This is a genomic window from Phytobacter diazotrophicus, assembly GCF_052061655.1.
GTDB classification, from domain to species: domain Bacteria; phylum Pseudomonadota; class Gammaproteobacteria; order Enterobacterales; family Enterobacteriaceae; genus Phytobacter; species Phytobacter diazotrophicus.
The window spans coordinates 4,525,283-4,550,616 of the sequence record NZ_CM125428.1 but is presented as its reverse complement, the minus strand read 5'-3'; the positions used below and the strand labels follow the sequence as shown (position 1 = coordinate 4,550,616).

The 25,334-nt window shown below is 54.6% G+C and carries 21 protein-coding genes; 9 read left to right on the top strand and 12 right to left on the bottom strand.

What is annotated here, in order from left to right; all coding sequences use genetic code 11:
- Positions 1-26 precede the first annotated feature (26 nt).
- A complete protein-coding gene (locus ACS0RQ_RS22170) occupies positions 27-167 on the bottom strand; it encodes a hypothetical protein (RefSeq protein WP_420372507.1) in 141 nt (46 codons plus the stop codon).
- A 128-nt stretch (positions 168-295) separates the two neighbouring features.
- Entirely contained in the window at positions 296-973 is a 678-nt protein-coding gene (locus ACS0RQ_RS22165; protein ID WP_271851437.1) for a helix-turn-helix transcriptional regulator, read from the bottom strand.
- Between the two features lie 87 nt (positions 974-1,060).
- Here ACS0RQ_RS22165 and ACS0RQ_RS22160 point away from each other — a divergent pair, with 87 nt between their 5' ends.
- From ACS0RQ_RS22160 to ACS0RQ_RS22140, 5 genes are all read left to right on the top strand, one after another.
- Complete coding sequence (locus ACS0RQ_RS22160; RefSeq protein WP_271851436.1) at positions 1,061-1,657, top strand: hypothetical protein; 597 nt, start codon at positions 1,061-1,063, stop codon at positions 1,655-1,657.
- Between the two features lie 157 nt (positions 1,658-1,814).
- The gene (locus tag ACS0RQ_RS22155) at positions 1,815-2,846 is read left to right on the top strand and encodes an alpha/beta hydrolase (RefSeq protein WP_271851434.1); all 1,032 of its coding nucleotides are present in this window, start codon (positions 1,815-1,817) and stop codon (positions 2,844-2,846) included.
- Positions 2,847-3,086: 240 nt separating this feature from the next.
- The gene (locus ACS0RQ_RS22150; protein ID WP_085006185.1) at positions 3,087-3,488 is read left to right on the top strand and encodes a BPSL0067 family protein; all 402 of its coding nucleotides are present in this window, start codon (positions 3,087-3,089) and stop codon (positions 3,486-3,488) included.
- Positions 3,475-3,837 (top strand): STY0301 family protein, encoded by a 363-nt coding sequence (locus ACS0RQ_RS22145; protein WP_271851433.1) that lies wholly within the window; start codon positions 3,475-3,477, stop codon positions 3,835-3,837. Before ACS0RQ_RS22150 ends, ACS0RQ_RS22145 begins: the two co-directional genes overlap by 14 nt.
- Positions 3,838-3,925: 88 nt before the next feature.
- The gene (locus tag ACS0RQ_RS22140) at positions 3,926-4,291 is read left to right on the top strand and encodes an STY0301 family protein (RefSeq protein WP_271851432.1); all 366 of its coding nucleotides are present in this window, start codon (positions 3,926-3,928) and stop codon (positions 4,289-4,291) included.
- A 109-nt stretch (positions 4,292-4,400) separates the two neighbouring features.
- On the opposite strand, the gene ACS0RQ_RS22135 is transcribed toward ACS0RQ_RS22140, so the two are convergent.
- From ACS0RQ_RS22135 to ACS0RQ_RS22125, 3 genes are all read right to left on the bottom strand, one after another.
- Positions 4,401-7,331 carry a ligand-binding sensor domain-containing diguanylate cyclase gene (locus tag ACS0RQ_RS22135; protein ID WP_499079241.1) on the bottom strand — a complete coding sequence of 977 codons (2,931 nt, stop codon included), beginning with the start codon at positions 7,329-7,331 and terminating at the stop codon, positions 4,401-4,403.
- A gap of 417 nt (positions 7,332-7,748) precedes the next feature.
- A complete protein-coding gene (locus ACS0RQ_RS22130) occupies positions 7,749-8,330 on the bottom strand; it encodes a histidine phosphatase family protein (protein WP_271851430.1) in 582 nt (193 codons plus the stop codon).
- A gap of 267 nt (positions 8,331-8,597) precedes the next feature.
- Positions 8,598-9,107 (bottom strand): hypothetical protein, encoded by a 510-nt coding sequence (locus tag ACS0RQ_RS22125; protein WP_271851429.1) that lies wholly within the window; start codon positions 9,105-9,107, stop codon positions 8,598-8,600.
- Positions 9,108-9,296: 189 nt separating this feature from the next.
- On the opposite strand from ACS0RQ_RS22125, the gene ACS0RQ_RS22120 reads away from it, so the two are divergent.
- Both ACS0RQ_RS22120 and ACS0RQ_RS22115 read left to right on the top strand, forming a co-directional pair.
- Entirely contained in the window at positions 9,297-9,680 is a 384-nt protein-coding gene (locus ACS0RQ_RS22120; protein WP_271851428.1) for a hypothetical protein, read from the top strand.
- Complete coding sequence (locus ACS0RQ_RS22115) at positions 9,598-13,305, top strand: tetratricopeptide repeat protein (RefSeq protein ID WP_271851427.1); 3,708 nt, start codon at positions 9,598-9,600, stop codon at positions 13,303-13,305. The genes ACS0RQ_RS22120 and ACS0RQ_RS22115 overlap by 83 nt, the downstream gene beginning before the upstream one ends.
- A gap of 6 nt (positions 13,306-13,311) precedes the next feature.
- Here ACS0RQ_RS22115 and ACS0RQ_RS22110 read toward each other — a convergent pair whose 3' ends face one another.
- The 7 genes from ACS0RQ_RS22110 to ACS0RQ_RS22080 all read right to left on the bottom strand — a co-directional run bounded on the left by ACS0RQ_RS22110 (position 13,312) and on the right by ACS0RQ_RS22080 (position 22,702).
- Positions 13,312-16,146 (bottom strand): DUF4062 domain-containing protein, encoded by a 2,835-nt coding sequence (locus ACS0RQ_RS22110; RefSeq protein WP_271851425.1) that lies wholly within the window; start codon positions 16,144-16,146, stop codon positions 13,312-13,314.
- 26 nt (positions 16,147-16,172) lie between these two features.
- Positions 16,173-17,921 (bottom strand): hypothetical protein, encoded by a 1,749-nt coding sequence (locus ACS0RQ_RS22105; RefSeq protein WP_271851423.1) that lies wholly within the window; start codon positions 17,919-17,921, stop codon positions 16,173-16,175.
- Positions 17,922-18,133: 212 nt separating this feature from the next.
- A complete protein-coding gene (locus tag ACS0RQ_RS22100) occupies positions 18,134-18,829 on the bottom strand; it encodes an ABC transporter ATP-binding protein (protein ID WP_271851421.1) in 696 nt (231 codons plus the stop codon).
- The gene (locus ACS0RQ_RS22095) at positions 18,822-19,604 is read right to left on the bottom strand and encodes an ABC transporter ATP-binding protein (RefSeq protein ID WP_271851420.1); all 783 of its coding nucleotides are present in this window, start codon (positions 19,602-19,604) and stop codon (positions 18,822-18,824) included. The genes ACS0RQ_RS22100 and ACS0RQ_RS22095 overlap by 8 nt, the downstream gene beginning before the upstream one ends.
- Positions 19,591-20,640 (bottom strand): branched-chain amino acid ABC transporter permease, encoded by a 1,050-nt coding sequence (locus ACS0RQ_RS22090; protein ID WP_041852596.1) that lies wholly within the window; start codon positions 20,638-20,640, stop codon positions 19,591-19,593. Before ACS0RQ_RS22090 ends, ACS0RQ_RS22095 begins: the two co-directional genes overlap by 14 nt.
- Entirely contained in the window at positions 20,640-21,539 is a 900-nt protein-coding gene (locus ACS0RQ_RS22085) for a branched-chain amino acid ABC transporter permease (RefSeq protein WP_271851419.1), read from the bottom strand. The genes ACS0RQ_RS22090 and ACS0RQ_RS22085 overlap by 1 nt, the downstream gene beginning before the upstream one ends.
- A gap of 26 nt (positions 21,540-21,565) precedes the next feature.
- Positions 21,566-22,702, bottom strand: coding sequence for an ABC transporter substrate-binding protein (locus tag ACS0RQ_RS22080; protein WP_041852594.1), 1,137 nt, complete (start codon positions 22,700-22,702; stop codon positions 21,566-21,568).
- Positions 22,703-23,354: 652 nt separating this feature from the next.
- On the opposite strand from ACS0RQ_RS22080, the gene dgcN reads away from it, so the two are divergent.
- Both dgcN and dgcA read left to right on the top strand, forming a co-directional pair.
- The gene (dgcN, locus tag ACS0RQ_RS22075) at positions 23,355-24,356 is read left to right on the top strand and encodes an N-acetyltransferase DgcN (protein ID WP_271851418.1); all 1,002 of its coding nucleotides are present in this window, start codon (positions 23,355-23,357) and stop codon (positions 24,354-24,356) included.
- Positions 24,356-25,333 carry an N-acetyl-D-Glu racemase DgcA gene (gene dgcA / locus ACS0RQ_RS22070; protein WP_271851417.1) on the top strand — a complete coding sequence of 326 codons (978 nt, stop codon included), beginning with the start codon at positions 24,356-24,358 and terminating at the stop codon, positions 25,331-25,333. Before dgcN ends, dgcA begins: the two co-directional genes overlap by 1 nt.
- Position 25,334 lies beyond the last annotated feature (1 nt).

The following is a 25,334-nucleotide window of genomic DNA, read 5'->3' as shown; positions in this document are numbered from 1 at the left end:
AGGTTTATTCACAAGAGGCGTAAAACTCATCTTTGCTGTATCCATACCATTTCTTCGCCTGTATCCGCTAATAATGACGCCCTTTCTTCTGGCGGCCCGACGAAAACATCTACTACATTCATTCGGTATGTTTTATTGCCATCCTGTAAAACAGGCGGGCAGTTGATTTTTTCGGCAAAAAACAGCGCTGGAAAAGAGAAAAACCGCGCAACCTAAAATTATTTCCTTATTCCACGACATAGTCATTCCCTCCGGTCTTTTTGGGGCGGGAGAATTTTCCTGCTGATCATATCAGTTAGAGGGTCTTAAGGTAGTCCTCAAATAACTTGCCACGTTCATGGCGAAATTTTTCCCCCGTACTCTCGACCGCCAGAATGTTATCGATCCTGAGATTACGAAAATCTGCGCGATTCTCGCACCAGACCGTCAGTATCCAAACCGTATCAAATATGGTGAGGCCAAGCGGGCGGGCAATGCGGTGGCTTTCCCTTCCTTTTAAATCAACATAATGAATATTGAGCTGGAGTCGCTGACGCGTGGCAAGACGGAGAAACGCCAGGTGTTTTACCGCCTTTTCGCTTTCCTCGCTGCGCCGGGTGGCGGCACGAAGAGGGCGTTGTTTGTAGCTGTCCGTATTTTTGACATCAATCACTGCACTGATCTTCGCGGAGACTCTGCTCGCAGCCGCTGACAATTCTTCGTCACCCCGCGCGCCAATCAATCGCATGCCCAGCATGATGGCGTCCAGTTCATCGTGGTCAAAAGTCAGCGGGGGGAGAAAATATTCTTTTTCAAGCACATAGCCCAACCCGGACTCGCCGCGCACAGGCGCCCCGATGGCCTGCAACGTTGCCATATCCCGATAGATCGTTCTTACCGAAACATCCAGCGCCTGGGCCAGCGCCTCGGCGGAGACCGGATGTATGCGACCACGCAGATGGTCAAGCAAGGTGAAGAGTCGGATTGTTTTCATAGGGAGATATTACATGACCCTGACAAGAACTGTCAGGGGGAGAGCATACGATGCAGGCCTCACATCATTATCATTACGGAGCCCGGCATGACCACACCCTGTTACGAACTCGTCATCTACAAGGTAGAAAACCCACAAGAGGCGGATGCCGCAAGAGTAACGGCCCAGCAACTGTTACAACATTTTCCTGGGTTTATTGGCTGGTTGGCACTTTCCGGTAGCGATAACCCCGCCGAACGCGTGGACCTCGTTACCTGGCATAGCGCAGAAGAAGCTCAGGCGGCGGCAAAGGCTGTTGGCAGCCAACCCGAGTTTGCCGCTTTCAGGGCCTCTGTCAGTTTACTGCACAGCATGGGACATTTCATCGCACGAGAAGCACAGGCCTCATCGTTAAGCGCCGGGAATGGCATCGAAATTGGCCGATTCCGGTTAAAGTCAGGTGTCGATGAGCATGCAATGCGCAACGCTTATCGCCAGATGGTCGACAGTTACCTTGCGCTGCAACCGGGGTGGAAAAGCCAGCATCTGGTAAGCCTGGGGGATGGGGTCTTTGTCGATCTCGTCTTTGCTGACAGTCAGGCAAGTGCGAAGGCTATTTGTGCCTCCTGGCAGGGTCAGCCGCTCTGTGACGCTTTCCTGGACGTCATTGAGCCTGAAAGTATGGAGTTTGGTTCAGTATGCTAAGCACTTGCCGATGACATCACCCGCGCCAGAGATTTTCTGGCGCGAATCATCGGATTACTGCATCAATTACATCGACTTCTTGCGTTATTCATCGGTTAATTCGAATGATATCCTGCGTCAGGATCGGGAAAAAATCCCCCTACACAAGAAGGACATTATGAAATCAACATCCCTTATTCTGGCGGGCTGTATGCTGTTATCGTCCGCTATTTCACATGCGGTTGCCGCTGCCGACACCTTACCTGGATCAACCGAGGGCGCACAGATAATGCAATTCACGCCGTCACAGGATCAGACCGATTTATTCAGCAACGTGATTTACTCGCAGGTCAAAGATGGCGTGGCGCTCAGGCAGCTCAGGATGTCGCTGTTGGTCCCGCGCAATAATGACCTGAAACCGGCCATTGTCTATTTCCCAGGCGGTGGTTTTATGACGGCCAATCACGATAAATACATCGCGATGCGTATGGCGCTGGCGAACGCAGGTTATGTGGTTGCCGCCGCGGAATACCGCGTAATTCCGGATAAATTCCCCGCGCCATTGGTCGACGGGAAAACGGCGGTACGTTACCTCAGAGCGCACGCCAAAGAGTACAACATCGATCCTGCCCGCATTGCCGTGTTGGGTGATTCCGCCGGGGGATGGCTGGCGCAAATGCTGGGAACGACCAACGGCGAAAAAGAGTATGACAAGGGAGATTACCCCGAGCAGTCATCTGACGTTCAGGGTGTGGCCACGATTTATGGCATCTCGAATTTGCTTAATATAGGCGAAGGTTTCCCGGAACAGATACAGCAGGTGCATCGCTCAGCGGCGGTGACCGAAGCGTTACTGGTCCACGGCGCGGCATTTCGCACTTTTGCCGGGGCAACCATCGACAGCGACCCGAAAAAAGCGCTTGTCGCAAGCCCTATGGGCCATATTACCGGCCATGAACCGCCATTTTTGATTATGCACGGAAGTGCGGATACGCTGGTTTCTCCTCAGCAAAGCGCGCAGTTATATCAGGCGTTGAAAGCTAAAAAAGACACCGCCGATTATGTCCTGGTTGAGGGGGCGGAGCATGGCGATATTCACTGGTATCAGCCGCAGGTGATTGACCATGTTGTCGGCTGGTTTAAGCACACGTTAGGCGCGCCGACAAAACAGAATGCGCCCGCGAAAGCGGATAAAAAATCTAATCTGTAATCCCGTCATGGGATGCTGAGCCTGCCATAAATAGCTTTTTATCAGGGGGGGGGCAGGCTCAAATCTTCATTTTCAGCGGCCAACAATCACGGCGCGCTTTTAATATAATCGGCTGATAAATATATAATACATACTCCAGCCAGGAATTATCTTAATTTAAAATCCGTCCTTGTCCTCTATTTGCATATCTTTACATTAGATGCAGAATGTCATCACTCAACTTCTACGGGTGTTAACTCCATGGCATATATCGCAAAAACACCGTTAGCGTATGTCGGTCAGTCTGTAGGTAATGGTCAGTGTGTGGCGTACACGCAAAAAGCGGCCAATATGCCGCGCACGGTAGCATGGAAACGCGGCGAATTAGTTAAAGGTAATATGACCATTGCGCCCGGTACGGCAATTGCCACGTTTGATGCGGATGGTCGCTATGGCAACCATACTGACGGACGTTCCCACGCCGCTATTTACCTTGGGCAGGATGCGTCGGGCATACAGGTATTGGATCAGTGGATGAACCACCGGACACTTCCTTCTGGTGAACGTGAGGCCACACCACATTATGTCAGCAAACGCACCATCCGCTTTCATAAGGCACCACGTGCGGAAAACAATGGAGATAATTACTATGTTGTGGAGTAAGACGCTTTTGCTCGGTGCGGGGCTGTTTTTATCTGTTGGCGCGGCCCAGGCAGCAACGGTTTGTCCGCAATATCCTACGCAGCAAGATAAAACACACGCCTTAAACGATGCCAGTTTGTTCGTGGGGCCGCCTAAAGATTTAGTCGAACTGATGCCGGATACCGATCGGGAGACGGTATGGACGCTGCCTGATTATCAGGATGAGGCGAAAGAGCATAAAACGTCGCTCTATTTTATATGCCACTATAAGAACACGAAGCAGAGCGTCGAGTTGATTGTTCCGGCCACGGCCAAAAAATGTTCCGTTGCCTATGATAAGAACCGTAAGCTTATAGCAGCTTGCGAATAACGTCTCTCTGCACAGGTATGGATTCGCGGTTTTTGTTCAGAAACCCGCTATCAGCATGGGTTTCTGAATGGCAATAACGGAGACAAATATGTCGTGGAGTAACGCATTATTATTGAGCGCCAGCATATTTTTGTTTTCAGGTATTGCCCAGGCCGAAAAAATAAACTGCCCTGAGACGTTAAAGGAAAATAATAAGACATACATAATGAATTACGTCAGCCTTTTTATGGGGCCTCCTGAAGAGAAAGCGGATGTAATGCCAGACACGCTTGATGCATGGGTGTGGGCATTAAAGGATTATCAGGGCTATGTGAAAGAGCATAATACGTCTTTATTCCTGGTCTGCCGTTATAAAGGGATAGATAAAACCACAACAATTAAAGTCCCTGCCGATGCAAAAAAATGCTCAGCCCACTATGGCAAGAAAGACGCTGTGTTAGCGACCTGTGAGTGATCCTGGGCGTACACGGGAAAATGCCGGGGTATTGACGCCAAATTGAGTTTTAAACCGTTAATACGCCACAAAACCCGCCTCCCGGCGGGTCTCTATTCAACATCAAACCTTAAATCTGAAAATGACCGGGTACGCTCTCCTCTTCGCCGGACCAGCAAACCACTTTGTTGCGGCCAGTCTGCTTGGCGATATACAGCGCGTGGTCGGCCTGCTTAATTAACGCATTGCTGTCACTGGCAGAGGACGACTCCGCCAGGCCGAAGCTTGCCGTCACCTGCAGCCCTTCGGCGATATGCCGATAATCCGTCTGCGATAAGGTAACCCGTAGTGATTCGCAAATCGCCGCAGCCTGCGCTATCGGCATATGCGGAAACAGCAGAGTGAACTCTTCACCGCCCCAACGGGCGCTCAGCCTGGCGTCCTGCTGTGTATTACGCAGCAGGTCCCCGATACTTTGCAGTACCTTATCACCCACCACATGCGACCAACGGTCATTAATCTGCTTAAAGTGATCAATATCGAAGATTGCCAGCGTCAGCGGATAATCATGCGCACGGGCATCGTCGAAGCCGAGCATCAGTTGTTTATCAAAGACCCGGCGGTTTGCCAGCCCGGTCAACTGATCCTCTTTGGCCTGTCGTTCAAACTCCTCAGCCTGCTCCTGTAAGGCCAGCGTCTTGGCGGCAATCAGCGTGCGCAGACGCTCTTCGTTACGGCGTGCCTGCCTCAGACGCCAGCGAAAGACCATAAACAGCGCCAACAGAAACAGCAGCACTAACAGCACCTGAAAGAGGGGCCGCTGCCAGAAAAATGGGTTGATGCGCAGATTGATAACCGTGTCCGAGCCATTCCACTCGCCGTTGGGGTAACTGGCGGAAACGTTGAAGCGGTAGTTCCCCGGCGGCAGGTTGGTGTATTCCGCTGACGTATTGTTTTCGCGATCGATCCACTGTGGGTCAAAGCCCTCCAGACGGGTACGATAACGAATACGCTCCGGCAGAACGTAGCCTAATCCGGAATAGTTTATCCGGATGCGTGTTGTTCCGGCAGGGAAGGTATAGTCATTATCGAGCGGCGTGGTGTTACTCTCAACCGACTCCACCACCGCAGCTAACCGTGTCTTGCTAAATTCCCCTAATCGTTCAGGGTGAACCATCACCGCACCGCGGGCGGTCGCCACCCAGATACCGCCATCACCGGCGCGCGTGGCGGCGGGCATTGAGCCGCCATTGGCCTGCGCGCTGATCATTCCGTCACTTTCACCGAACGTGGTCACGGCAATCTGCCGCTTACGCCCCTCAATAACATCCACGGCTTCGGCTTTGCTTATCCGAATCATGCCGCGGTTCGAGCTAAGCCACAGATACCCCATATTGTCGGGTATCACCTGGAACAGTTTATCGATGGGCAGACCGTTTTTACGTCCCACCATACCGATTGCGCCATCGCTGCTCCGATAGCGGAGCAAGCCCCGGTCAGTCGTCATCCACATATAGCCAGGTTCGCTGTAAAAGCCGAAGGCATATTCGGCATTCTCCATGGCGGAAATATTGATGTGCTCAAATTTTCCGTTATGAAAAACGGAGACCCCCACGCCAGTACCCACCCAAATGCGCTGCTGTTCATCTTCCTGCAGCGCCATAATAAAGCTGGCAGGAAGACAGTCATCTGCCGAGTAGGTATGGAGCGTGCCATTGGCGCGTAAGACGCTCAATCCGGAGGCGGTGCCAATCCACAGGTTCTGCTGGTGATCGGTGAGGATGGCGCGTACTTCGTTACCGGGCAGACCATTAGATTGCTGTAATACCGGGGTTAATTGGCCATTTTTCCAGTGCAGCAGGCCATCGGTATAGGTGCCCACCCATACGCTGCCATCCGTGGCCTCGCCGAGGCTCAGTACCGACGGCTGCGTGTGTTGATTCCAGTTAATTTGTTCTACGCGCCCATTCCGAATGCGGTTCAGCCCGGTACTGGTGCCCACCAGGATACTGCCGTCCGAGTGGGTCATCACGGTACGAACATAATCGCCGTTCAGGCCCTGACGGGTGCTCACGGTGATAAACGGCGCGCGACGCAGGCGAATCAATCCCGAGTTAGTACCAATCCAGATACTTTGTTCCCGATCTTCCAGGATGCTTTGCACGCGGTTATGAACGATACCATTATCAATATTCAGGTGTTCCAGCCCTTCCTGACTGAGGCGGAATATGCCGTGGTTAATGGTGCCGAACCAGATATCTCCACGCTTATCCTGCATCATGGTGGAGACCACTTCGTTGGTAAGTTCCGGGTGCAGCGGCTGAAAATCTTCACCGACGCGCTTCCAGACGCCGGCTTCGGTACCCACCAGTAAGGTGTTATCGTCTGTTACCAGCAAACTAAAAGCGCGGACTTGCGGCAAACCGCTGGCTGGCGGCACCGGGGTCGCTTTATTGTCGATCACCTGATACAGGCCGTTGTCGGTTGCGGCCCAGATAGTGCCGTCCGCGTCTTCTACGCTTTTGTTGGCGGTGACGTTATCGAGAATATGCACATCCCGCGTTGCGCCGGTTTCATTGGCGGGGCGCATTAACAGGCCTTTTCCGGGCATGGTCACCCACAGATTGCCTTTACTGTCGCGCATGGCGGAACCAATCATGGTCGGTGCCGCAGCATAGGGCGTCCAGATGCCATCTTTCCAGGATGAGAGACCGCCGCGCGCGCCTGCAACCAGCAGGCTGCCGTCTGGCCCGGCGACAAACGCCAGCGTTCCGGAGTCGGGCATGGCGCTTTCGCCGCCGCGCTCGAAGACCTGGAAGGTTTTGCCGTTGTAGCGGGCGAACCCTTCCCAGGTGCCGAACCATAAATAACCTTCTCGGGTCTGTGCGATGGCGTTGATGCTATTGTGTGGCAGGCCGTCTTTTGTCGACCAGGTTTCAATAAAATATTCGCTTAATGCAATGTGTGGCTCATCTGCCAGTACCGGGCGGCAGAAAAAAAAGAGAAACCCAAAAAAGAAAAGGCGCAGGGTATCAGTGAAAGTATCGATATATTTATGCATTGCTCTGTGCATTAATTAACCACCCTGTCTTTACTGGTTACAGTATAAATACAGATAAGACTCAGCGCTAAAGTCGCAAAAGGGATTTTCTTTTTTTGCTTTATTTTTCGATATATTCCAGGCGTATATTTCGGTCGCTATTTTTCCTTACGAAATTTTCGTTGCCTTAAGCTAAATCAGGCTTATAAACGTTTTGATATTCGGCACGGGAGATGGGCCATTTTTATGCGCTGATTTAAAGATAATGCGCTGTTGTGTCCCGAATTGTCTTCTTGTTTTTAATTAGAGTTATTAATAGCACTACTCTTCTGTTTTCGCGCATTTTTATCGCACTTTATTGTTTCTATAAAAGAAATATTAGCATTTTAAAAGGAATAACGAGGTAATCCTTTTCCTCGCTATTTCCTTTTACACCGATTATTGCGCCGGAGCAGAACACTGGCTGGAGACGTCATTCAGCCCTTCGGTATCCTGGGTAAACGATTTAAAATGCTGCTGTGCGTCAAGCTGAACCACATAAATCGAATCAAAGTCCGCCGACGGCCATGAAGGCACCTGCGACGCATCGCCACCCGTCTGGGTAATCAGCGTTTTCGCGGCGGTGACCAGATTTTTATGCTCCCAGGAAATAAACGTCAGCGGCTGGTTTTGCTGCGCCAGCAGTGCGGAAACCAGTTCGCTGGTGTCATCAGCATGGAAACGCAGTACCACCGGTTTGGATACCTGAATCGCCAGCGGCGTAATGGTGGTCAGCGGGCGCAGCGAGCTGCCGGTTTTTTTCTCTTTCGGCGCTGAGGCATACAACGCGTCCGGGTTACCGTAGCGCTTGAGCAGTACCGAGGGGAGACTCAGCGCCCGGTTTAACCCTTTGCAGGTGAGCTGCCCGCTGTTGTTGTCCGGTTTCTCGCCGTGACGAAAGAAGACGTAAGTGCTGTCAGCCGATGCGGCCAGGGGAGAGAGCAGTGCCGCGCTAAGTAACGCTACAAGCCAGCTTTTCATTGTGTTTTTCCCACGTATAAGAGAGAGATTTTATCAGGGGGATAAAGACGTGACATCCTTCCATCCCCTGCGCTGCAACATCGAATAACGCTGTCGAAGAATAGGGCGAATCTGCGTGTTTCCTTGCCACCGACACGGGTCACAGGGAAGGACATCATGCTACGCGCAGTCACGTTCCGGCGAAACCAGCAATATTTCATTACCCATTGCCATTTTGTCACTAACAGTAAATATGTCTGATGCTCTCTCAGGCTGGCAGGCGAGGCCTCAGGGGAGTGTGGTGGCGTCTATCACCACCATGCCCAGTACGTTGGTCCGCTTTATGACCCGCAGATTTCTATCTGAAAAGAGATTGCCGGAGGGTTCGCAGATACGGATCTCTTCATCAAGATCGCGGTCATAGACGCTGGCTCCGGAGCAGTTTCGTGAGCCGCCAGAGCTGTAGCGATAAGGGGCGGTATAGGTCGATTCAACGCCGGGCAGCAGCCAGGTGAGCGTGGTGAAGAGCGCGGAAAAAACAAACACCATCCCCAGGGCCATACCGCACCAGGCTTTGAGATATTCCGTCCGTGTGCTGATATTGGCGGCAAAGCGTTTTCGTAGGGCAAAGCAGACGACAACCGTCATCGCAAGCGCGGTCATCACCATATATCGAAACGCCGTGTGGGACAGGAAGGTGGGGCGATAAATCATGTTGCGCCAGGCGAAAAAGCCAAAAATCGCCGCCACAGCGGCAAGGGCGAGAGTCAACAAATACGGGTAAGAATACTTTTTCATCTGTGGCTCTCCCTGCGCGGCTACCTTTATATTTTGTCATTGTCAGATAACAGCGGGCGGGTAACAATCCCTGTTTTCAGGAAGGCGCGTTTCGACCAGTTCTGGGGGATGACGAACCCGGTTAGAAAGAGCAAAATGCCAGGCTGACAGCCCCTCTTGCAGCGGTGACATTGGGGTCCAGATAAATACATGGATAAGCCAGATTGCACAGAACAGGATTTATCCTCGTTACGCGCTATTGCTTTATTGTCTCTGCATTTAAAAATACGCACCCTTTTACATGCGCGTGGTGTTCTGCGTACCCAAAATCATCCGGTGGATGATGAGGCGCGGTGGCGGGTGGCCAATATGAATCGGGGTTTGGGTATCTTCACGCTGGAGAAAATTCTGGCGTCAGAGCGGGTCGATGATTCGGTGAAAAGCCAGGCCCGGAACCTTATTCGTCGTTACGGATACATATGTTACCGACCAACCACATGGAACAGCGCTAATGCCAACGTCAGCCAGTCAGCCTCGCCAGATTCGCCTGTTTTTGTCTTCCACCTTTCGGGATATGGAAAACGAGCGTCATGAATTACTGACCCGCGTTTTTCCCCTGTTTCGACAGCAGTGCCTTGAACGCCAGGTGGTATTTAGCGAGATTGACCTGCGCTGGGGGATTACCGAAGAGGATGCGCACAACGGCCAGACGGTGCAAATCTGCCTCGAAGAGATCGCCCGCTGCCGCGCGCTGGGCATTTCGCCGTTCTTTATTGGCTTTATCGGCGAACGTTACGGTTGGGTACCACAGCGTCACGAGTTGGAAAATTACTGGCACCAGGCGGCGCAGGAAGAAAACCCTTATGCCCGACGTATCGAAGCGGCGCTGGCGGAAGGTATCAGCGTTACCGAACTGGAGATGCGCTTTGGGTTTATGGACGATGCGCAGGGGGTCAGCAGGCAACGGGTCCAGCTCTATTTTCGCCATCCGGATTTAACGGCTTCTCTTGCCGGGAAAGAGTCGGCCACGTTCTATGAAAGCACAGAAGCGGCCCGCGACAAGCTTGCGGCCCTGAAAAGGGCAATCAGAGAGACGCACGCGGAGTGCATCGGTGTTGATGGCTACCAGGCGATCAGCGAGTTTGGTCAGCAGATCCTCGATTTCTTAACTGCCGAACTGGATACCCACTTCCCCCTTGATGAGGTGCCGAATGAACGGCAGCTCAGGTTACATGCGCAACAATGCTATGCGCTTTCCCGGCGCGAGAACTATGTGCCGTTGCCGGCTTTTAAACAGCAGGTTGAGACATGGGCACAGGATACGCTTGCTGCCATGCGCCCGAATGGAGATCAGGCGCGCGATCCCCTGAACCGTCTGGCGCTGGTCGGCGATTCCGGACGGGGAAAAAGTGCGTTTATGGCCGACCTGGTGGCCTCTGAAACCTTTAACACGGCGTTGGTGATCGCCCATTTCGTTGGCGCGGACGGCGATAACACGCCGGAAAGCTGGCGTGAGCGGGTGCTACAGGTGCTTACGCCTTATCTGCCCGCCACGCTTGATGTTCCCACCGAAGATGACGCGCGCTGGGCGGCGTTTGCGGAACTCGTGAGCGCCGCCCAGGTGCAGATGGGCAAGCCCATCATTCTGCTGCTGGATGCCATTAACCAGTTCTCCCCTCAGGAGGCGGGATTGCGCCGCCTCAATGGCCTGCGCTTCTTACCGGGCACATTGCTGGTGGTGACCTCAACGGAACCGCTACCGGACACGTGGCAGACGCTGGCTTTCCCGGAACTGACCGAAGCGCATCGCCGCGAGGCCATAACGTTATTTTTGCGCCAGTACAGTAAAAAACTGCCAGAGACGTTAGTCGGGCAACTGGTTGCCGCGCCCGCCTGCGGTAACGCGCTGTTTTTGCGTCTGGTGATGGAAGAGTTACGACTGCATGCGGATCACGACTCCCTGGCGGCACGGGTGAGCGCATTGCTCACTTTTGATGATGCGGGGCAACTGTTCCTGGCGCTGTTAAATGAAACCGACCGGGATTTTCGCGCTGAGGGATACTCCCTTGCCAGCCATGCGACGACGCTGATTGCCGCTTCCCGCGCGGGGGTATCACACAGTGATTTAGCCGTCCTGCTGGCACCGCATCTGCATCAGTCAGGTCTGAAAATGGCCGACCAGACCTTGCTGCGCTTGCTGGCGCGTATCGCGCCGTTTTGCCTGAACGAAGACGGCAGGTTGCGTATCACCCATACCATCTTTACCCAAACGCTGACCGCGCTGTCGCCGTTGATGTCCCCGTCCCGGCGGGCGCTGGTGGCCCGGTTTAATCAACGGGATGCGTTTTCGGTGGCCGAACGCACATACCAATGGATGGCGCTGGAAAATTATGAGCAACTGGTGGAGACCCTCGGGCATGTCGACGCTTTTTGCGCGTTACAGCAAAGCTACCCGGAGCTGGCCTCGCAGGCGATGCTCTCACTTGGCGCCGGGAGAAGCTCCCTTTCGCTGTTATTACATGCGCTGGTGGAAAACTGGAATGTCTGGCGCCCTGAGGTGGTGTTTACGCCCATAATGAACGCGGTAAGCGCCTGGTTTTTGCAACGCGGATTCTGGCAGATTGGTGTGCGCTGGAGCGAACTGGCGGCTGTTCTGGTACGCAAAGCCACGCCCGTTAACGTGATCAACACCATGGGGACGATCAATAGCCTGGCGCTTTTCTATCGCCTGCTTGGGCAGTATGACAAAGCGGAACCGCTGCTTCATGATGCGCTGGCAATGATGCGCAAGATGTTGCCCGCAGGGCACCCGGATATTGGCGTCGTGCTGAATAACCTCGCCGGAATTTATGGCGCGCTGGGCCAGCCGGAAAAAGCAGAGCCGCTGTTGCGCGAAGCACTGCAAGCGGTGAGCAACGAAAACAGTATCGATTTTGCCAACCTCGCCCAGAGTCTGGGGGAGTGTTATCAGCAACTGGAAGAATATGAGCAGGCGGAGTCTTTACTGCGTAAATCGCTGGCGGTGAGAACGCGTCTGCAGGCCCGCGACAATCCCCATCTCATTGGCTTAAAGCGCAGCCTTGGCGGGCTCTATATGGAGCTTATGCGTTACGACGAAGCCGAACCTGTTTTGCTTGAAGTGCTGGCCTTGCGTAAGGCGGTTTTGCCGCCGGAACATCCCGATATCGCCACAAGTCTGAACGATTTGGGAGAACTCTATTATCGTCAGGGCGACGCCGATAAAGCCGAACCGCTGTTTACGCAGATGATGGACATCCGGCGTAAATCGTTATCGCCGGGCCATCCTGACTTCATTGCCGGGCTATTCTATATGGCGGAGTTATACCATTCTATGGGGCGCCTTGAAGACGCCGCATCGCAACTGCGCGAAGCCATCCCTTTGCTTGAACATCTGCCGGATAATCAGGCGGAGCTGCTATTTGCCCGACAATCGCTGGCAAACCTCTATATGGAAGACGATCGCCATGAAAAGGCGATCCCGCTGTATGAAGCGATGCTGACCACGCAGTCTGAACTGAGTCGGCCTGAAAGCCCGGTGATGTTACGGTTACTTGATGACCTCGGCATGCTCTACCTGGGCCAGGATCGTCTGGATGAGGCGGCCGCCTGCTGGGCGAAATGGCTCGCTGTACAGGAGGGTAAGCTCGCGCCGGAGAATGCAGGCAGGCTCAAGGTTATGCGTAATCTGGCCTGTACTTACAAAGCACAGCAGAAATATCAGGAAGCGAAAGCATTGCTGCTGCAAATTATGTCGCTTCGTGTTGAGCATGACCATGGTGACGTTGAGCTTAAGGTGCAGTCCGTGGCGGAGGCAGCAGAAATGCATTATTTTCTGGCCGAGTATGCGGCTGCGGAAACCTTGTACCGTACGCTCTTTACCATGGTGGAGCCGCAGTGGCTTGAAGCATCCCCGGAAAAAAATGCGCTGTTTCAATGGCTGGTGGCAAGAGGCGTGCTGGACAAAACGGGGCGCAAGGAACAATGGGGGCAGACGCCTGTCAGTATGGCGACCCCGTCATGGCAGACATCCCTAAAAGTCGACGTCTCAACATGGTCAACAGCGGCACAACCTGGAACGCCAGCGGAGCCGGTATCCATGACAGATGAATCTCCGGCGGAACCTGCGAGCGCGCAAACAGAGGCAAAGCGTAGCGTGGGTGAAAAGCTACGCAGTGCCTGGAATAAGCTCGTTCACTAAGCGGGCTTACTCTGTCTGGCCGTGCTCGCCGGCCAGGCGGTAAAACAGATCGCGACTTTCCTCGAGTTTGCGTATCTCGGTTGCGTCGCTGCTGTAAATTGTTTCTACCGCGGCAATAGCGCGGTCATAGAGCTCGACGGCGCGGGCAACGTTTTTTTCCACCAGATAAACGGTGGCGAGTTCCTGATAAAACGATGACAGCATAATTTGCCGCTGCGGTGTTGGCGGCATCTGTTCGATGAGTGCAACCGCTTCCTGCAGATGCTGTTCCGTTTCGGCGGTGTTGCCGCTTTGGGCCTTAATCTGCGCGATTTGCATGATAATGTTGGCCAGAACGGCAGGGTCCCGCGGGGGTTGCAGGGCCGCGACTTTTGCCTTTTGGTAAAGTTCCAGCGCCTGTTCACTCTTACCCGCCGCATTGAGTTGCTGCGCCATGTTAGACATGGTTACGGCCAGCATTTTCATGCCGGCTTCACCGGGGTTAAACAGATTTTCCAGCACCTGATCCATGGCCTCTTTTGCCAGTGCCGGGTTAGCGGTTTTTTGCGCCAGCACCGCGAGCGTATTGTAAAAGTGCGCTTTCAGCCCCGGCGGCGTTTTATCGTCCTCTACGGCAGGTTTAATCATCTCTGCCCACTGTGTCGCCGCCGTTTCCGCCCGGCTCTGACGTAACCAGGTAAAGATGGAGAGCGCGGCAGGCAGGTGGTTTTGCAGAACCGCCGGGTCCGGGGCGGTCCACGCAAATGTCTGTTCAAACCGGGGGTCAAGACGCCGCCCGTCGTAAATACCACTAAACTGCCAGACGGTGTGTAACAGGGCCGGATCCACCTCGTGCAAACGGATCACCGCCATCACCTCAGAGAGTTCGCGTATGACCGGATCGATCTCACCGAGCGACAGCCACTGCCAGGTGCGTTCCGCCAGCGCAAAGCCGCTGCTGTCCTGGATCTCCCCGAGAATACGTTCCCGGCAGCTTTCCATTTCATCATTGTCCTGTAGCGCCTGATAGAGCGTGTTATGCAATAACCGCAGTCGACCATCGCTGTTCTGGCAATACGGGGCAAGCCGTGCCAGCAGCGGCACTAACTCGCTATCCGCGACTTTCAGCGAGGGGTAAATCGCCAGAATGCGGGACAGTTCGCCATGGGTCAGCCCGCGACGAGAGGCCGCAATGGCGCAGGCTGCGCGGGTCGCCAGTTTCGATGAAAAATCACGGTCAGACGCCGCTAATACGGAGGTAAACAACGCGCCAGGCCCGGCACAGGCCAGCAGCGCGCTCAGTCTCTCCGGCAGCGCTTCGTGTCGGGCATGCAGGCAAAGCTCTTCTAATACCAGGCGCATAAACAGCGGATTGTCGCAGGCGGGCGCGCTGATAAGCTGCCCGGTCAGCTCCCCGGACAAGGACTTGCTGACCAGGCTCAGGCTTGTCTGGCAAAGCGCTTCGCGCTCTTCCTGCGTCAGCGCCGGGAGCGAGCGGCATTTCCAGGTGAATTTTTGCTGCTCAAGGAATGGCTGCACCTCTGGCGTGGCGGACAAGACCAGCAGCACGCGTGAAGGCCATTCAAGCTGTTGCAGGCGGTGAATCGCAAGCTCAGGTTTATCAAACTGGTTGATGGCATCCAGAATCAGAACCAGCGTCGCATTCTCGCGCTGACGGAAGCGTTGAACTCTTTCCATCACCTGTTGCCAGGCGTGATGGTCATCGGAGGCGGGCTCTGTGCTATCTCCCTCTTCGGCCAAAAACCAGAACAGCCGGTTACGCCAGTTGTCGAGCGTCGTGTCGCCATCCGCGCCAATATAGTGGCTGAATACACGATAGTTATCGTCCTGGCTCAGGAGTTCGCTAATTTCAAGCGGCACATAATCGTCGTCCCACGGCATCGGCGCCTGTCGGTTTTTCTCCCGCAGCGTGCTTTCTAAGTCGGCTAAAAAGGCGCTTTTACCCATTCCCGACGGGGCGGTAATCAGCCAGGGCTCCGGGGAAATGGCCATCCAGCCCTGGTTAAGCTCGCTGACTATCTGCTGGCGAAATGCTGTAAGCGGCACATAGGCCCGGCGACGCACGGCGGCGAACTGCGCGTGTTCATGGGTGCGCTGTTGCCAGCGATTGGGCATCTTTTCCGCCGGATACAGCGTATCGATGGCGCTGAGCAGGTAAGCCCTTACCGCCTCGCCGAATTGTTCCACGCTGTCATAGCCGTCGATAGCAATAGTCTGCGGAAAATGCTGACGCAGCCGTTGTTTCAGGGAAGCCAGTTGTGCTGTGCGCGTGCTGTCCGGCGTGCCATCAGGCAGGCGATCAAACCAGACATCCTGCGGAGCGTTAGCGCTTGCCATGGTGGCAGTGAGGGCCGGATCACGTAAAAACATCTGCACACGCGGCGTGCTGGCAGAAGAGAGGGGGGCGACATCCGGCGGGGGCGCCAGAAACGCAAAGCGAATTTCCAGCTCCGTGACGCTGATATTTTCTTCCAGTGCGTCACGGATCAGCCCGGCGTAGCGCTGGTCCGGTGATTGCTGCCAGTAGGCGGCCAGATCGTCAGCCTGCGGCACCCAGCCGTAGCGCTCGCCAAGGAAACCGATAAAGAAAGGAGGAATGCCAAGCGACCGGCAGCGTTCAATCTCTTCAAGACAGATTTGCACCGTGCGGCCATTGTGGGCCGCCTCTTCGGTGATTCCCCAGCGCAGATCGATTTCGCTGAAATTGATCATCCGCTGATAGCAGATCTGGCGGATCTCCGGGAAGACGCGGGTCACCAGATAGTGGCGTTCGGCGTCCATATCCCGAAACGTGGAGGAGAGAAATACCCGGATTTCGCGCTGCGTGGTTGCCTGAGTCATCGTGCCATTCCTTCGCCTAAAATGTGTTAGCCGCCAATAATTTCCACATCACGTCCGGTGGTGCGCGCCACCCAGCGTGCATTTTCCTGTAGGGTTTCGATACCGAGCGCATACAAAATTTCCTGCAAGTCTTCGGTATCCGGCGTCGGCGAATGGGCTTCCATTTTCGCCAGCGCAGTAGAGAACAGCACCGCAGACCGTTCGTAGTCGGCGATATCCTCTTCATAGCCAAGAAATTTCGCGTAAGCGGCGCAGAGTGCGGCGCAGGCGATCAAAAACTCCGCCAGGTGCTCGCCTACCATATTCCAGAAATGGAGCGTATGCGCCAGGTGCTCATCGGTAAGCCCCCACAGGCTGGAGGCCAGCACCACAGACGTGATGGCGATACCGCAGATAAACAGCCCTAAAGCCATGCGTTTTGCGAGACGGTGCTTGCGCTCTTTTTTATGGACGTTTTTTTCGAAGTAATTTTTCTGATCGCGCACCCAGCTCTCTTTCACTGCGTTAATCGCCGTTTTCAGCGTGCTGGCCTCGCTTTGTGGGTAAATACTCGCAGCCAGCATTGCCCGGCGCACCCAGGCGATATTGTCGTGGCTGCGGCGCAGATAATGTAGAGAAACGGCGCGCGCAATCCCGGCCTGACGCCAGACGTTCTGCACACGCAGCCCCTCCGCCAGCGCACGCAGTTCGGTGGCATTGCGGTTAGCGCGAGAACTGTGGACGCGGCTGAGCGCGACGGAAAGCAGTACCAGCAGGAGCAGCGACAGGCTCAGCGAGGTGATAACCCAGTGCTCGCCATCACCCGGCACACGGTTGCCCACCAGGGCCATGATGGCCGCCAACCCAAAGATAACGTTGTACACCTTACGCATATCTTTCATCTGTTTATTCGCCAGCCTGTCGATATGGGCGAACGCGGCATGGCAGAGATGCGATGCGCCGAGGCTGGCATTTGCCTCATCTTCTTTGGTGATACGCGCATTCAGCGTATCGAGGCGCTCAAGGCTGCGATACCAGGACTCTTCGCCGTGGATCGATGGCGTCTCCGGCTGGCCTTTGACCGGCAGCGGCGGATACCATGAGACAGAAGGGGCGGTGGCGCCGTTAGCATAGGTTCCCGCTTTACGGCGCACGTGAATATGGCACACCAGGCCGGTGTCCGGTACATCCAGCAGGTTGGATTGGCCCAGATAGCGCTTGATGCCGGGCAGTCTGGCATTCAGCGCGGCCAGGTCGTGCTCCTGAATGCGCCCTTCGCGGCGGAAGTTAACCACCTGCGCGGTGCCCCCTAAGCCCCTGGCTTTTTCGCCATCCCACAGCGCGAAAAGAATATGACAACGCTGCGCCAGGTACATACCCGCTCTGGCATATTGCAGGTCGCGGTAGAGAGAGCCCTGCGGGTTTTGATCCAGGGAAATCATCGATTCAGAACCGGGGATCACCGTGTCGATGCAGTAGATACCGCCGGTCTTTTGCGCGTAGTCGTAGAGTTCGCGAAATTCCGTCACCGTGTCGGCGAAGTCACGCTCGTACTCTTCTTTGGCAAAAGGCAACACCACATGCAGCGGTAATCTTTTTTCCATGATCACGCGGGCAAACAGGCGGTCCGCCCCTTCGGCCAGAGAAGAGAGCGCCATGACCGGTGAATGAGGATAGCGCGCCTGAATCGCGCTGATTTCACTCTCCAGCAGGGTGAGAAGCTGCTCTGTATCCTGCACATCGCGGTGTCCGGTGACGCCTAAGGTCACGGGTAAAGATGAAAATTGAACGGGCATAGTATCGACAACAAGATGAATGAATTTGCGTCAATATACGTTCTATTTCCCGGAGGGAAAACTACTAATATTTCGACTCATCATGCGGAAAATAGAGGGTTTTTTGCGCGCAACGGCCGCAGCAATCACCGCTAAAAGGTAAGGTTATGTTGACCCGCGATGGTGGCGAGGTAGCCCGGACAAGGCGTTGCGCCGTCATCCGGGAACCGGGCTTATCCTCCCAGATACATCTTCTTCACTTCCGGGTTTGCGAGCACATCCTTTGCCTCGCCGGAAAGCACAATCTTGCCGTTTTCCAGTACATACGCCCGGTCGGCAATCCGCAGGGCCGCCGTGGCGTTTTGCTCCACCAACAAGATGGTGATGTTCTCCTCACGCAACTGGCGAATGGTGGCAAATAACTCACCCACCACTTTTGGCGCAAGGCCCAGACTCGGCTCATCAAGCATCAATAACACCGGCTCGCTCATCAAGGCGCGGGCGATGGCGAGCATCTGCTGCTCACCGCCGCTCATCGTGCCTGCCATCTGTTTACGGCGCTCTTTCAGACGCGGAAAGAGGCTGTACATCCTGTCGCGAAGACGGGTGAAATTCGCCAGATTGTTATACGCCCCCATGCGAAGGTTCTCTTCGATGGTCAGGTTGGTGAAAATTTTTCGCCCTTCCGGTACCAGCGCCAGCCCCTTGCGGACAATGTGGTGCGTCTGACTGCGGGAGATATCCTCATTGAGAAAATTGACCGTTCCGGTGGAGCGCACCATATTGACGATACCGTTCAGCGTCGAGGTTTTTCCCGCGCCGTTGCTGCCAATCAGCGTCACAATTTCCCGGTCGTTAATCTCGATATCGATGCCTTTCAGCCCCTGAATAACGCCATAAAACACTTTCAGCTCATGGGCGCTAAGCATAATTTACGTCCCCCAGGTAGGCGGAGATCACCTCCGGATGTTGAATCGCGTCGGACATCAGTCCGCTGAATAACGGTTTGCCATATTCCAGCACCATGACGCGTTCACACAGGGCGTTCACGAACGGCATATCATGCTCAATTAACAACACGCTTAACTGGTAATCCTTACGCATGCGGAAAATCAGGCTTGCCAGATCTTCTGTCTCTTTGGGGTTCATCCCGGCGGCGGGCTCATCCAGCAACAGCAGTTTTGGCCCGGTCGCCAGCGCGCGGGCAATCTCCACTTTGCGCTGGTTGCCATAGCTCAGATTGGTGGCCTGCATGTTGGCGTACCCGGCGATACCGATATAGTCGAGCAGCGCCATCGCCTTCGCCCTGGCGGCACGTTCGGCAGGGAAATAGCGGCCAATGTGCAGCGCGGCTTCCAGCAGTGAATAGTGGCTGCTGTGATCCAGCCCGACCATCACGTTTTCCAGCACGGTCATCGAGTTAAACAGGCGGATGTTCTGGAAGGTGCGGGCAATCCCTGCGTTCACCACCTTGTTTGGTTTTAAGCCCTTGACCGATTTGCCCGCCAGCAGCACGTTGCCACTGGTCGGTTTGTAGTTGGCCGTGATGACGTTAAACAGGGTGGTTTTCCCGGCACCGTTGGGGCCAATCAGGCCAAAGATTTCGGCTTCATCAACGTGAAAGCTGACATTATCAATCGCCCGCAGGCCGCCGAACTGCATGACGACCTCCTGCACTTCCAGAATCGCGTTATTTGACGTCATGACGGCGTCTCCCGAAGCGGACTTGCCACACTTCTTTTTTGCCCAACAGACCTTCACGGGCGAATAACATAATGATCAGCAGCAGCAGTGAGAACACCACCATACGCAGCCCCGGATAAGAGCCCAGGTCGTGGCCGAACAGCGACAGCGGCTGGTCGAGGAAACGCAACCATTCGCCGCTGCCCACAACCACGATGGTGCCGAGCAGTGCGCCCGTGGTGCTGCCCAGACCGCCGAGCACGATAATGATCAACAACTGGAAAGTCAGCATAAAGTCGAACAATCCCGGTGCGATGGTGGTCAGCAGCGAGGCCAGCAACCCACCGCCAATGCCTTCGAAAAAGGCGCTGGTGGCAAAGGCACAGGTTTTGATACGAAAGGTATTCACCCCCATGGCGATGGCGGCGTCTTCGTCATCGCGGATCGCCTTCATCATACGGCCATACTTCGACCACACCAGTTGCAGGATCATCCCCGATGCCGCCAGGGCGAACAGCCCGCACCAGAACAGCAGATGGGGCTGCTGAGGAATATCATTAAGCCCAATGGCGCCGTTGGTGATCTGCGGGTTATTGATAGCGAGGATCTTGATAATAAAGCCAAAACCCAGGGTCACAATCGCCAGATAGTCGCCGCGTACGCGAAACACCGGGAACGCGAGGCAGACCGCCAGGAAAGCGGCGCATAGTCCGCTTATCAACAGCGCCGGTAAGAAACTGGTGTGTAACATCAGGATAAACGGGCTTGGCGCGGTCATCTCGAACATATCGATTTTGCTGTCGCTGGAGAGAATAAACAGCGCGGTAACATAGGCACCCACGGCGACAAATCCGTTGGGTTCCAGTGACAACTGCCCGGTGACGCCGTTAATCAGGTTGTAGCTCACCGCCAGGATCATAAAGACAAATACAGTGCTGATTACCCGAATAATGTAATCGTTGAAAACCAGATTCATCCCGGCCAGCAGCGCAATGGCGAGCACAATAATGACCAGGTTACGCCCCTGAGCGCCGAGAGTGGTTGAAGCGTTAAACATTAGAAGCGGCTCCTTTCCAGACGTTCGTCACCCATAATGCCCACCGGGCGGAACAACAAGACCAGAATCAAAAACATAAAGGCGAAGGCGTCTTTGTAACCCCCCAGTTCGGGGTACAGCGCGACAGCGACCACTTCGGTGAAGCCAAGAATAAACCCGCCCAGCACCGCGCCGGTGACGCTGCCAATCCCACCGAGTACGGCGGCGGCAAACGCTTTCAGGCCAATCAGTACGCCCATCAACGGATCGATAGTCGGGTAGCTGATGGAGTAAAAAACACCGCCCAGCGCGGCGAGACTGCTACCCAGGGCGAACACCAGCGAGATAATGCGGTTCGCATCAATACCCATCAGGCGCACGGTATTGACGTCAAACGCCACCGCACGGATCGCCATCCCGTAGCGGGTGCGGTAGAGCAGCCAGAGGATCGCCAGCAGCAGAAGCACGGTGATCAGCGGCACGACCCACGCCACGTTAGTGATGATGATGTGACCAAAAGCCAGGGTGTTGTTGAACCAGTCCGGAGCAGAAAAGAAACGCGAGCTGCCGCCGAAGAGGACGTTAAACAAGTTTTCCAGGAAGAAGCTGACGCCAATGGCGGTGATCAGCATGGAGATTTTTGATGCCTGACGCAGCGGGCGATAAGCCACCCGGTCGATAAACATTCCCAACAGGCCGCAAAGCCCGAGGGTCAGTAAAATGGCTACCCAGAAGGGCAGCCCAATGGAAGAAAAAAGAAACAGGGTCGCAAATGCGCCGACCATCATGACATCCGCATGCGCGAAGTTGATCAGGCGCAGGACCCCATACACCATGGTATAGCCAATGGCGATCAGGGCGTACATGCCGCCCAGACTCATGCCATTGACGACCTGCTGGAGAAAAATGGTGCCATCCATCTCGTTTAATAACCTCTTATTACAGCTTACGGATTCACCACAGTTTTGAATGCCAGCTGACCATCTTTCACTTCGTTAATCACCGCGCTACGAATGGCGTCGCCGTCTTTCAGAGTTAACGTACCCGTTACACCCTGGAAGTCTTTGGTCGCGCGGATTTTCTCGTTAACACAGACGCGATCGTGCGGATCGCTACACTGGTTCATCGCATTGACGATCACGTTGTAGGCATCGGCTGCCATTGCGCCCCAGGTATGGGTTGGCGATTTGAATTTCTCTTCCCAGCCTTTGATAAAGGTTTCGCCTGCCGGAGTCTGCTCTTTGGCGTTCGGTGAGTAGTAGTCGGTGGTCATGTACCCGTTCACCGCATCTTTGCCCACATCAAAGAACACTGGATCCGCCGCCAGACCATCGCCGCCAACAACCGGTTTGTTTAAGCCCAACTGTTTTGCCTGTACGGCAATCAGTGCGCCTTCGGTGTAGTAGATCGGCATGTAGATCATGTCGACGTTTTTGGCCTTCACGCTGGAAAGTTGCGCTTTAAAGTCTTTGCTGCCCGCAGGTGCCTGGACTTCAATAGGAATGGTGCCGCCGTTTTTCAGGAACTGGGCGCGGAAGGCTTTAGCCAGGCCAACGGAGTAGTCGTTGCTGCTGTCAAAGACGATAGCCGCCGTTTTCGCATTCAGATCGCGTGAGGCCAGGTTGGCACCCACCACGCCCTGGAAGCTGTCGGAGAAACAGACGCGGCTGACATACGGGTGGTTACGGGTGACGCGGTCGTTGGTTGCGGTAGAGGAGACCAGCGGAGTTTTGCTGTCGTCGGCAATTTTGACCATCGCCAGTGTGTTACCGGAGGTGACTTCACCGATCACCGCGTCGACTTTGTCGCTGGAGACCAAGCGCTGCATGGCGTTCGCGGCTTCAACTTTGTCACTTTTATCGTCAATTACGATAAGCTTGACGGTGTCGCCGTTTTTCAGGGTCGGGGTGATGCTCTGAATCAGTTCCAGGCCTTTCTGCGAAGGTTGACCATATCCGCTGAGCGGCCCGCTCAGGGGCAATACCACACCGATTTTAATCTCTGCCGCCAGTGCGCTGTGCGCCCCAGCCAGGCCGGAAATCAGTACTGCCATTAAAGAGACTTTCCCACAAAAACTCTTCATTGTTACCTCACCGTCCGTCAGTTAATTGTGAATGTTGAATCATCAAATACCGCGTAACACTGAATACTGATGCGCCTGGCACCACGCGGTCACTTCGTCTGGAATGCGCTGCATGTCGTACTGACTTCTTCCATAAGCGCGAGCCTGATATTTCCGTTAGAAACGAAATCCGGAAGAAAGGAATATTAATTAATGGCCAGGCCTTTTGATTTTCCAGAGATATTTCTGGCGACAATTTCCATCAATAACGGATTCACCTTACATCCATTAATTGGATTTTTCTCATCCATTCTTCTTATAGATTTATCGTGCGTAATAGCACTGTTTTGGATCGCTAAAATAGTGCATTGCGCTTTATTGGTGCGTGAATAGTGATGAGATCACATTATGATAAATATTTTTATTGCCTGGCTGATGGGAGGGTGTGGATTTAAAGATTAATATTTTCACAAGCGTTTTCTGGATTTCTTTTATCAGAATAAAACACTGCCTATTTGCAATAAACATGGTAAATAAAGCCTGCGATAGCGACAGTTGACAATAATAAAACCCTTGTTATTCTGCATAAACAGTCAGCCTTTATTTAATTTTTTTTCAGAAATGTTATTTCTGCGTTAATTTATTTTCAGTCTTATCCTGAGGGGGATAAATAATGAATATCCAAAAGCCCTATCTGCTTTTTCTTGGTGATGCGCATGACCAACTGGCAGCAAAAGTTGCCGATGGGATTAAACAATGGCACCCGGAATATTGCGTGGGTCAGTACCGTATGGCGAATTGCCATGCCGATTGCCAATTAACGGATATGGATATTGATGCTGCGGTTAAAGCGGGGGCAAAAACACTGGTGGTGGGTGTGGCTAACCGTGGCGGTATTATTTCAAAAGAGTGGATTTCAGTACTGAGTGCGGCGCTGGAAAAGGGAATGGATTTAGCGGCTGGCCTGCATAATAAACTGGCCGATGTTCCTGAGTTAAAAGCGCTGGCCGACCGACTGGGTCGCAATCTGTTTGATGTTCGCCATCCGACGCAGCAATACCCGGTTGCCAGCGGACGCAAACGCAGCGGTAAACGCGTACTGCCAGTGGGCACTGACTGCTCTTGCGGCAAAATGTATACCGCGCTGGCTATTGAAAAAGAGATCCTGGCGCGCGGCGGCAAAGCCACATTTCGCGCCACCGGGCAAACCGGCATTCTGATTAGCGGGGCGGGCGTTAGTGTTGACGCAGTGGTCTCCGATTTTGTCTCCGGCGCGGTGGAAACGCTCGCCCCGGCGAACGAGGCCGATCACTGGGATATTATTGAAGGGCAGGGGTCTCTGTTTCATCCCTCTTTCGCTGGCGTGACGACTGGCCTGATTCATGGCGCGCAGCCGGATGCGCTGGTGCTGTGTCACGAGCCGACCCGCACCCATATGCGCGGCGTAGATTATCCGATTCCGGACATCGCTGACTGTATGGCGCTGAACCTGAAAATGGCGCAACTGACCAACCCGGATGCCCGTTTCGTGGGGATCTCTTTGAATACCTCCGCCCTGAGCGATGCCGATGCGCGGGCACTGATGGCTGAACTGGAAGCACGTCACGGACTGCCGGTTGTGGATCCGTTCCGTCAGGGCGTTGGCGCGATTGTTGATGCGCTGGCGGCACTGTAATGGAACTGACCATCGCCCATGAACGCTGGCCATTGCGCCATGCGTTCACCATCGCCAGGGGGAGCCGAACCGTGGCTGATGTGGTGAGTGTCACCCTCCAGTTGCAGGGATTTACCGGACGCGGCGAATGTCTGCCTTATGCGCGTTATGGCGAATCGGTTGAGAGCGTCATGGCACAAATCGAGCGTCTGCGCCCGGCGCTGGCGGCGGGTATGACACGTATGCAGTTACAAAGCGCACTGCCTGCGGGTGCGGCGCGTAATGCGCTGGACTGCGCGTTCTGGGATCTGGAGTGTAAGTCGTCCGGGCAGAGTGTCTGGCAGCGGGCCGCATTGCCCGCACCACACAGTTTGCATACTGCGTACACCTTATCCCTTGATACCCCGGCGCGCATGCAGCAGATGGCGCAGGAAAACGCCTGGCGTCCGTTGCTTAAACTCAAGCTCGCCGATGATGAGGACATTGCCCGTGTCAGCGCCGTGCGGGAAGGGGCGCCGCACGCCAGACTGATTGTGGATGCTAACGAAGGCTGGGATGAGACGATCTATCTGCGTCAGGCTCCCGAACTGGCGCGCCTTGGCGTCACGCTTATTGAGCAGCCGCTCCCGGCAGGCAAAGACGCAGTGCTGGCTCAGTTGCCGCATCCGGTGCCGCTGTGCGCCGATGAATCCTGCCACGATCTTGGCTCGCTTGGCGCTATTGCCGGGTGCTACGAGATGGTGAATATCAAGCTGGATAAAACCGGCGGATTAACCGAGGCGCTGCGCGTGCGGGAAGAGGCCACGCGTCTTGGCCTGCAGATCATGGTGGGTTGCATGGTCAGCACATCGTTATCAATGGCGCCCGCCGTGGTGGTGGCGCAGCAGGCGAGCGTGGTCGATCTCGACGGGCCGCTATTGCTGGCCGAAGATCGTGAAGACGGGTTGCGTTACGACGGCAGCGAACTTTTTCCCCCGACCCCGGCGTTGTGGGGTTAGT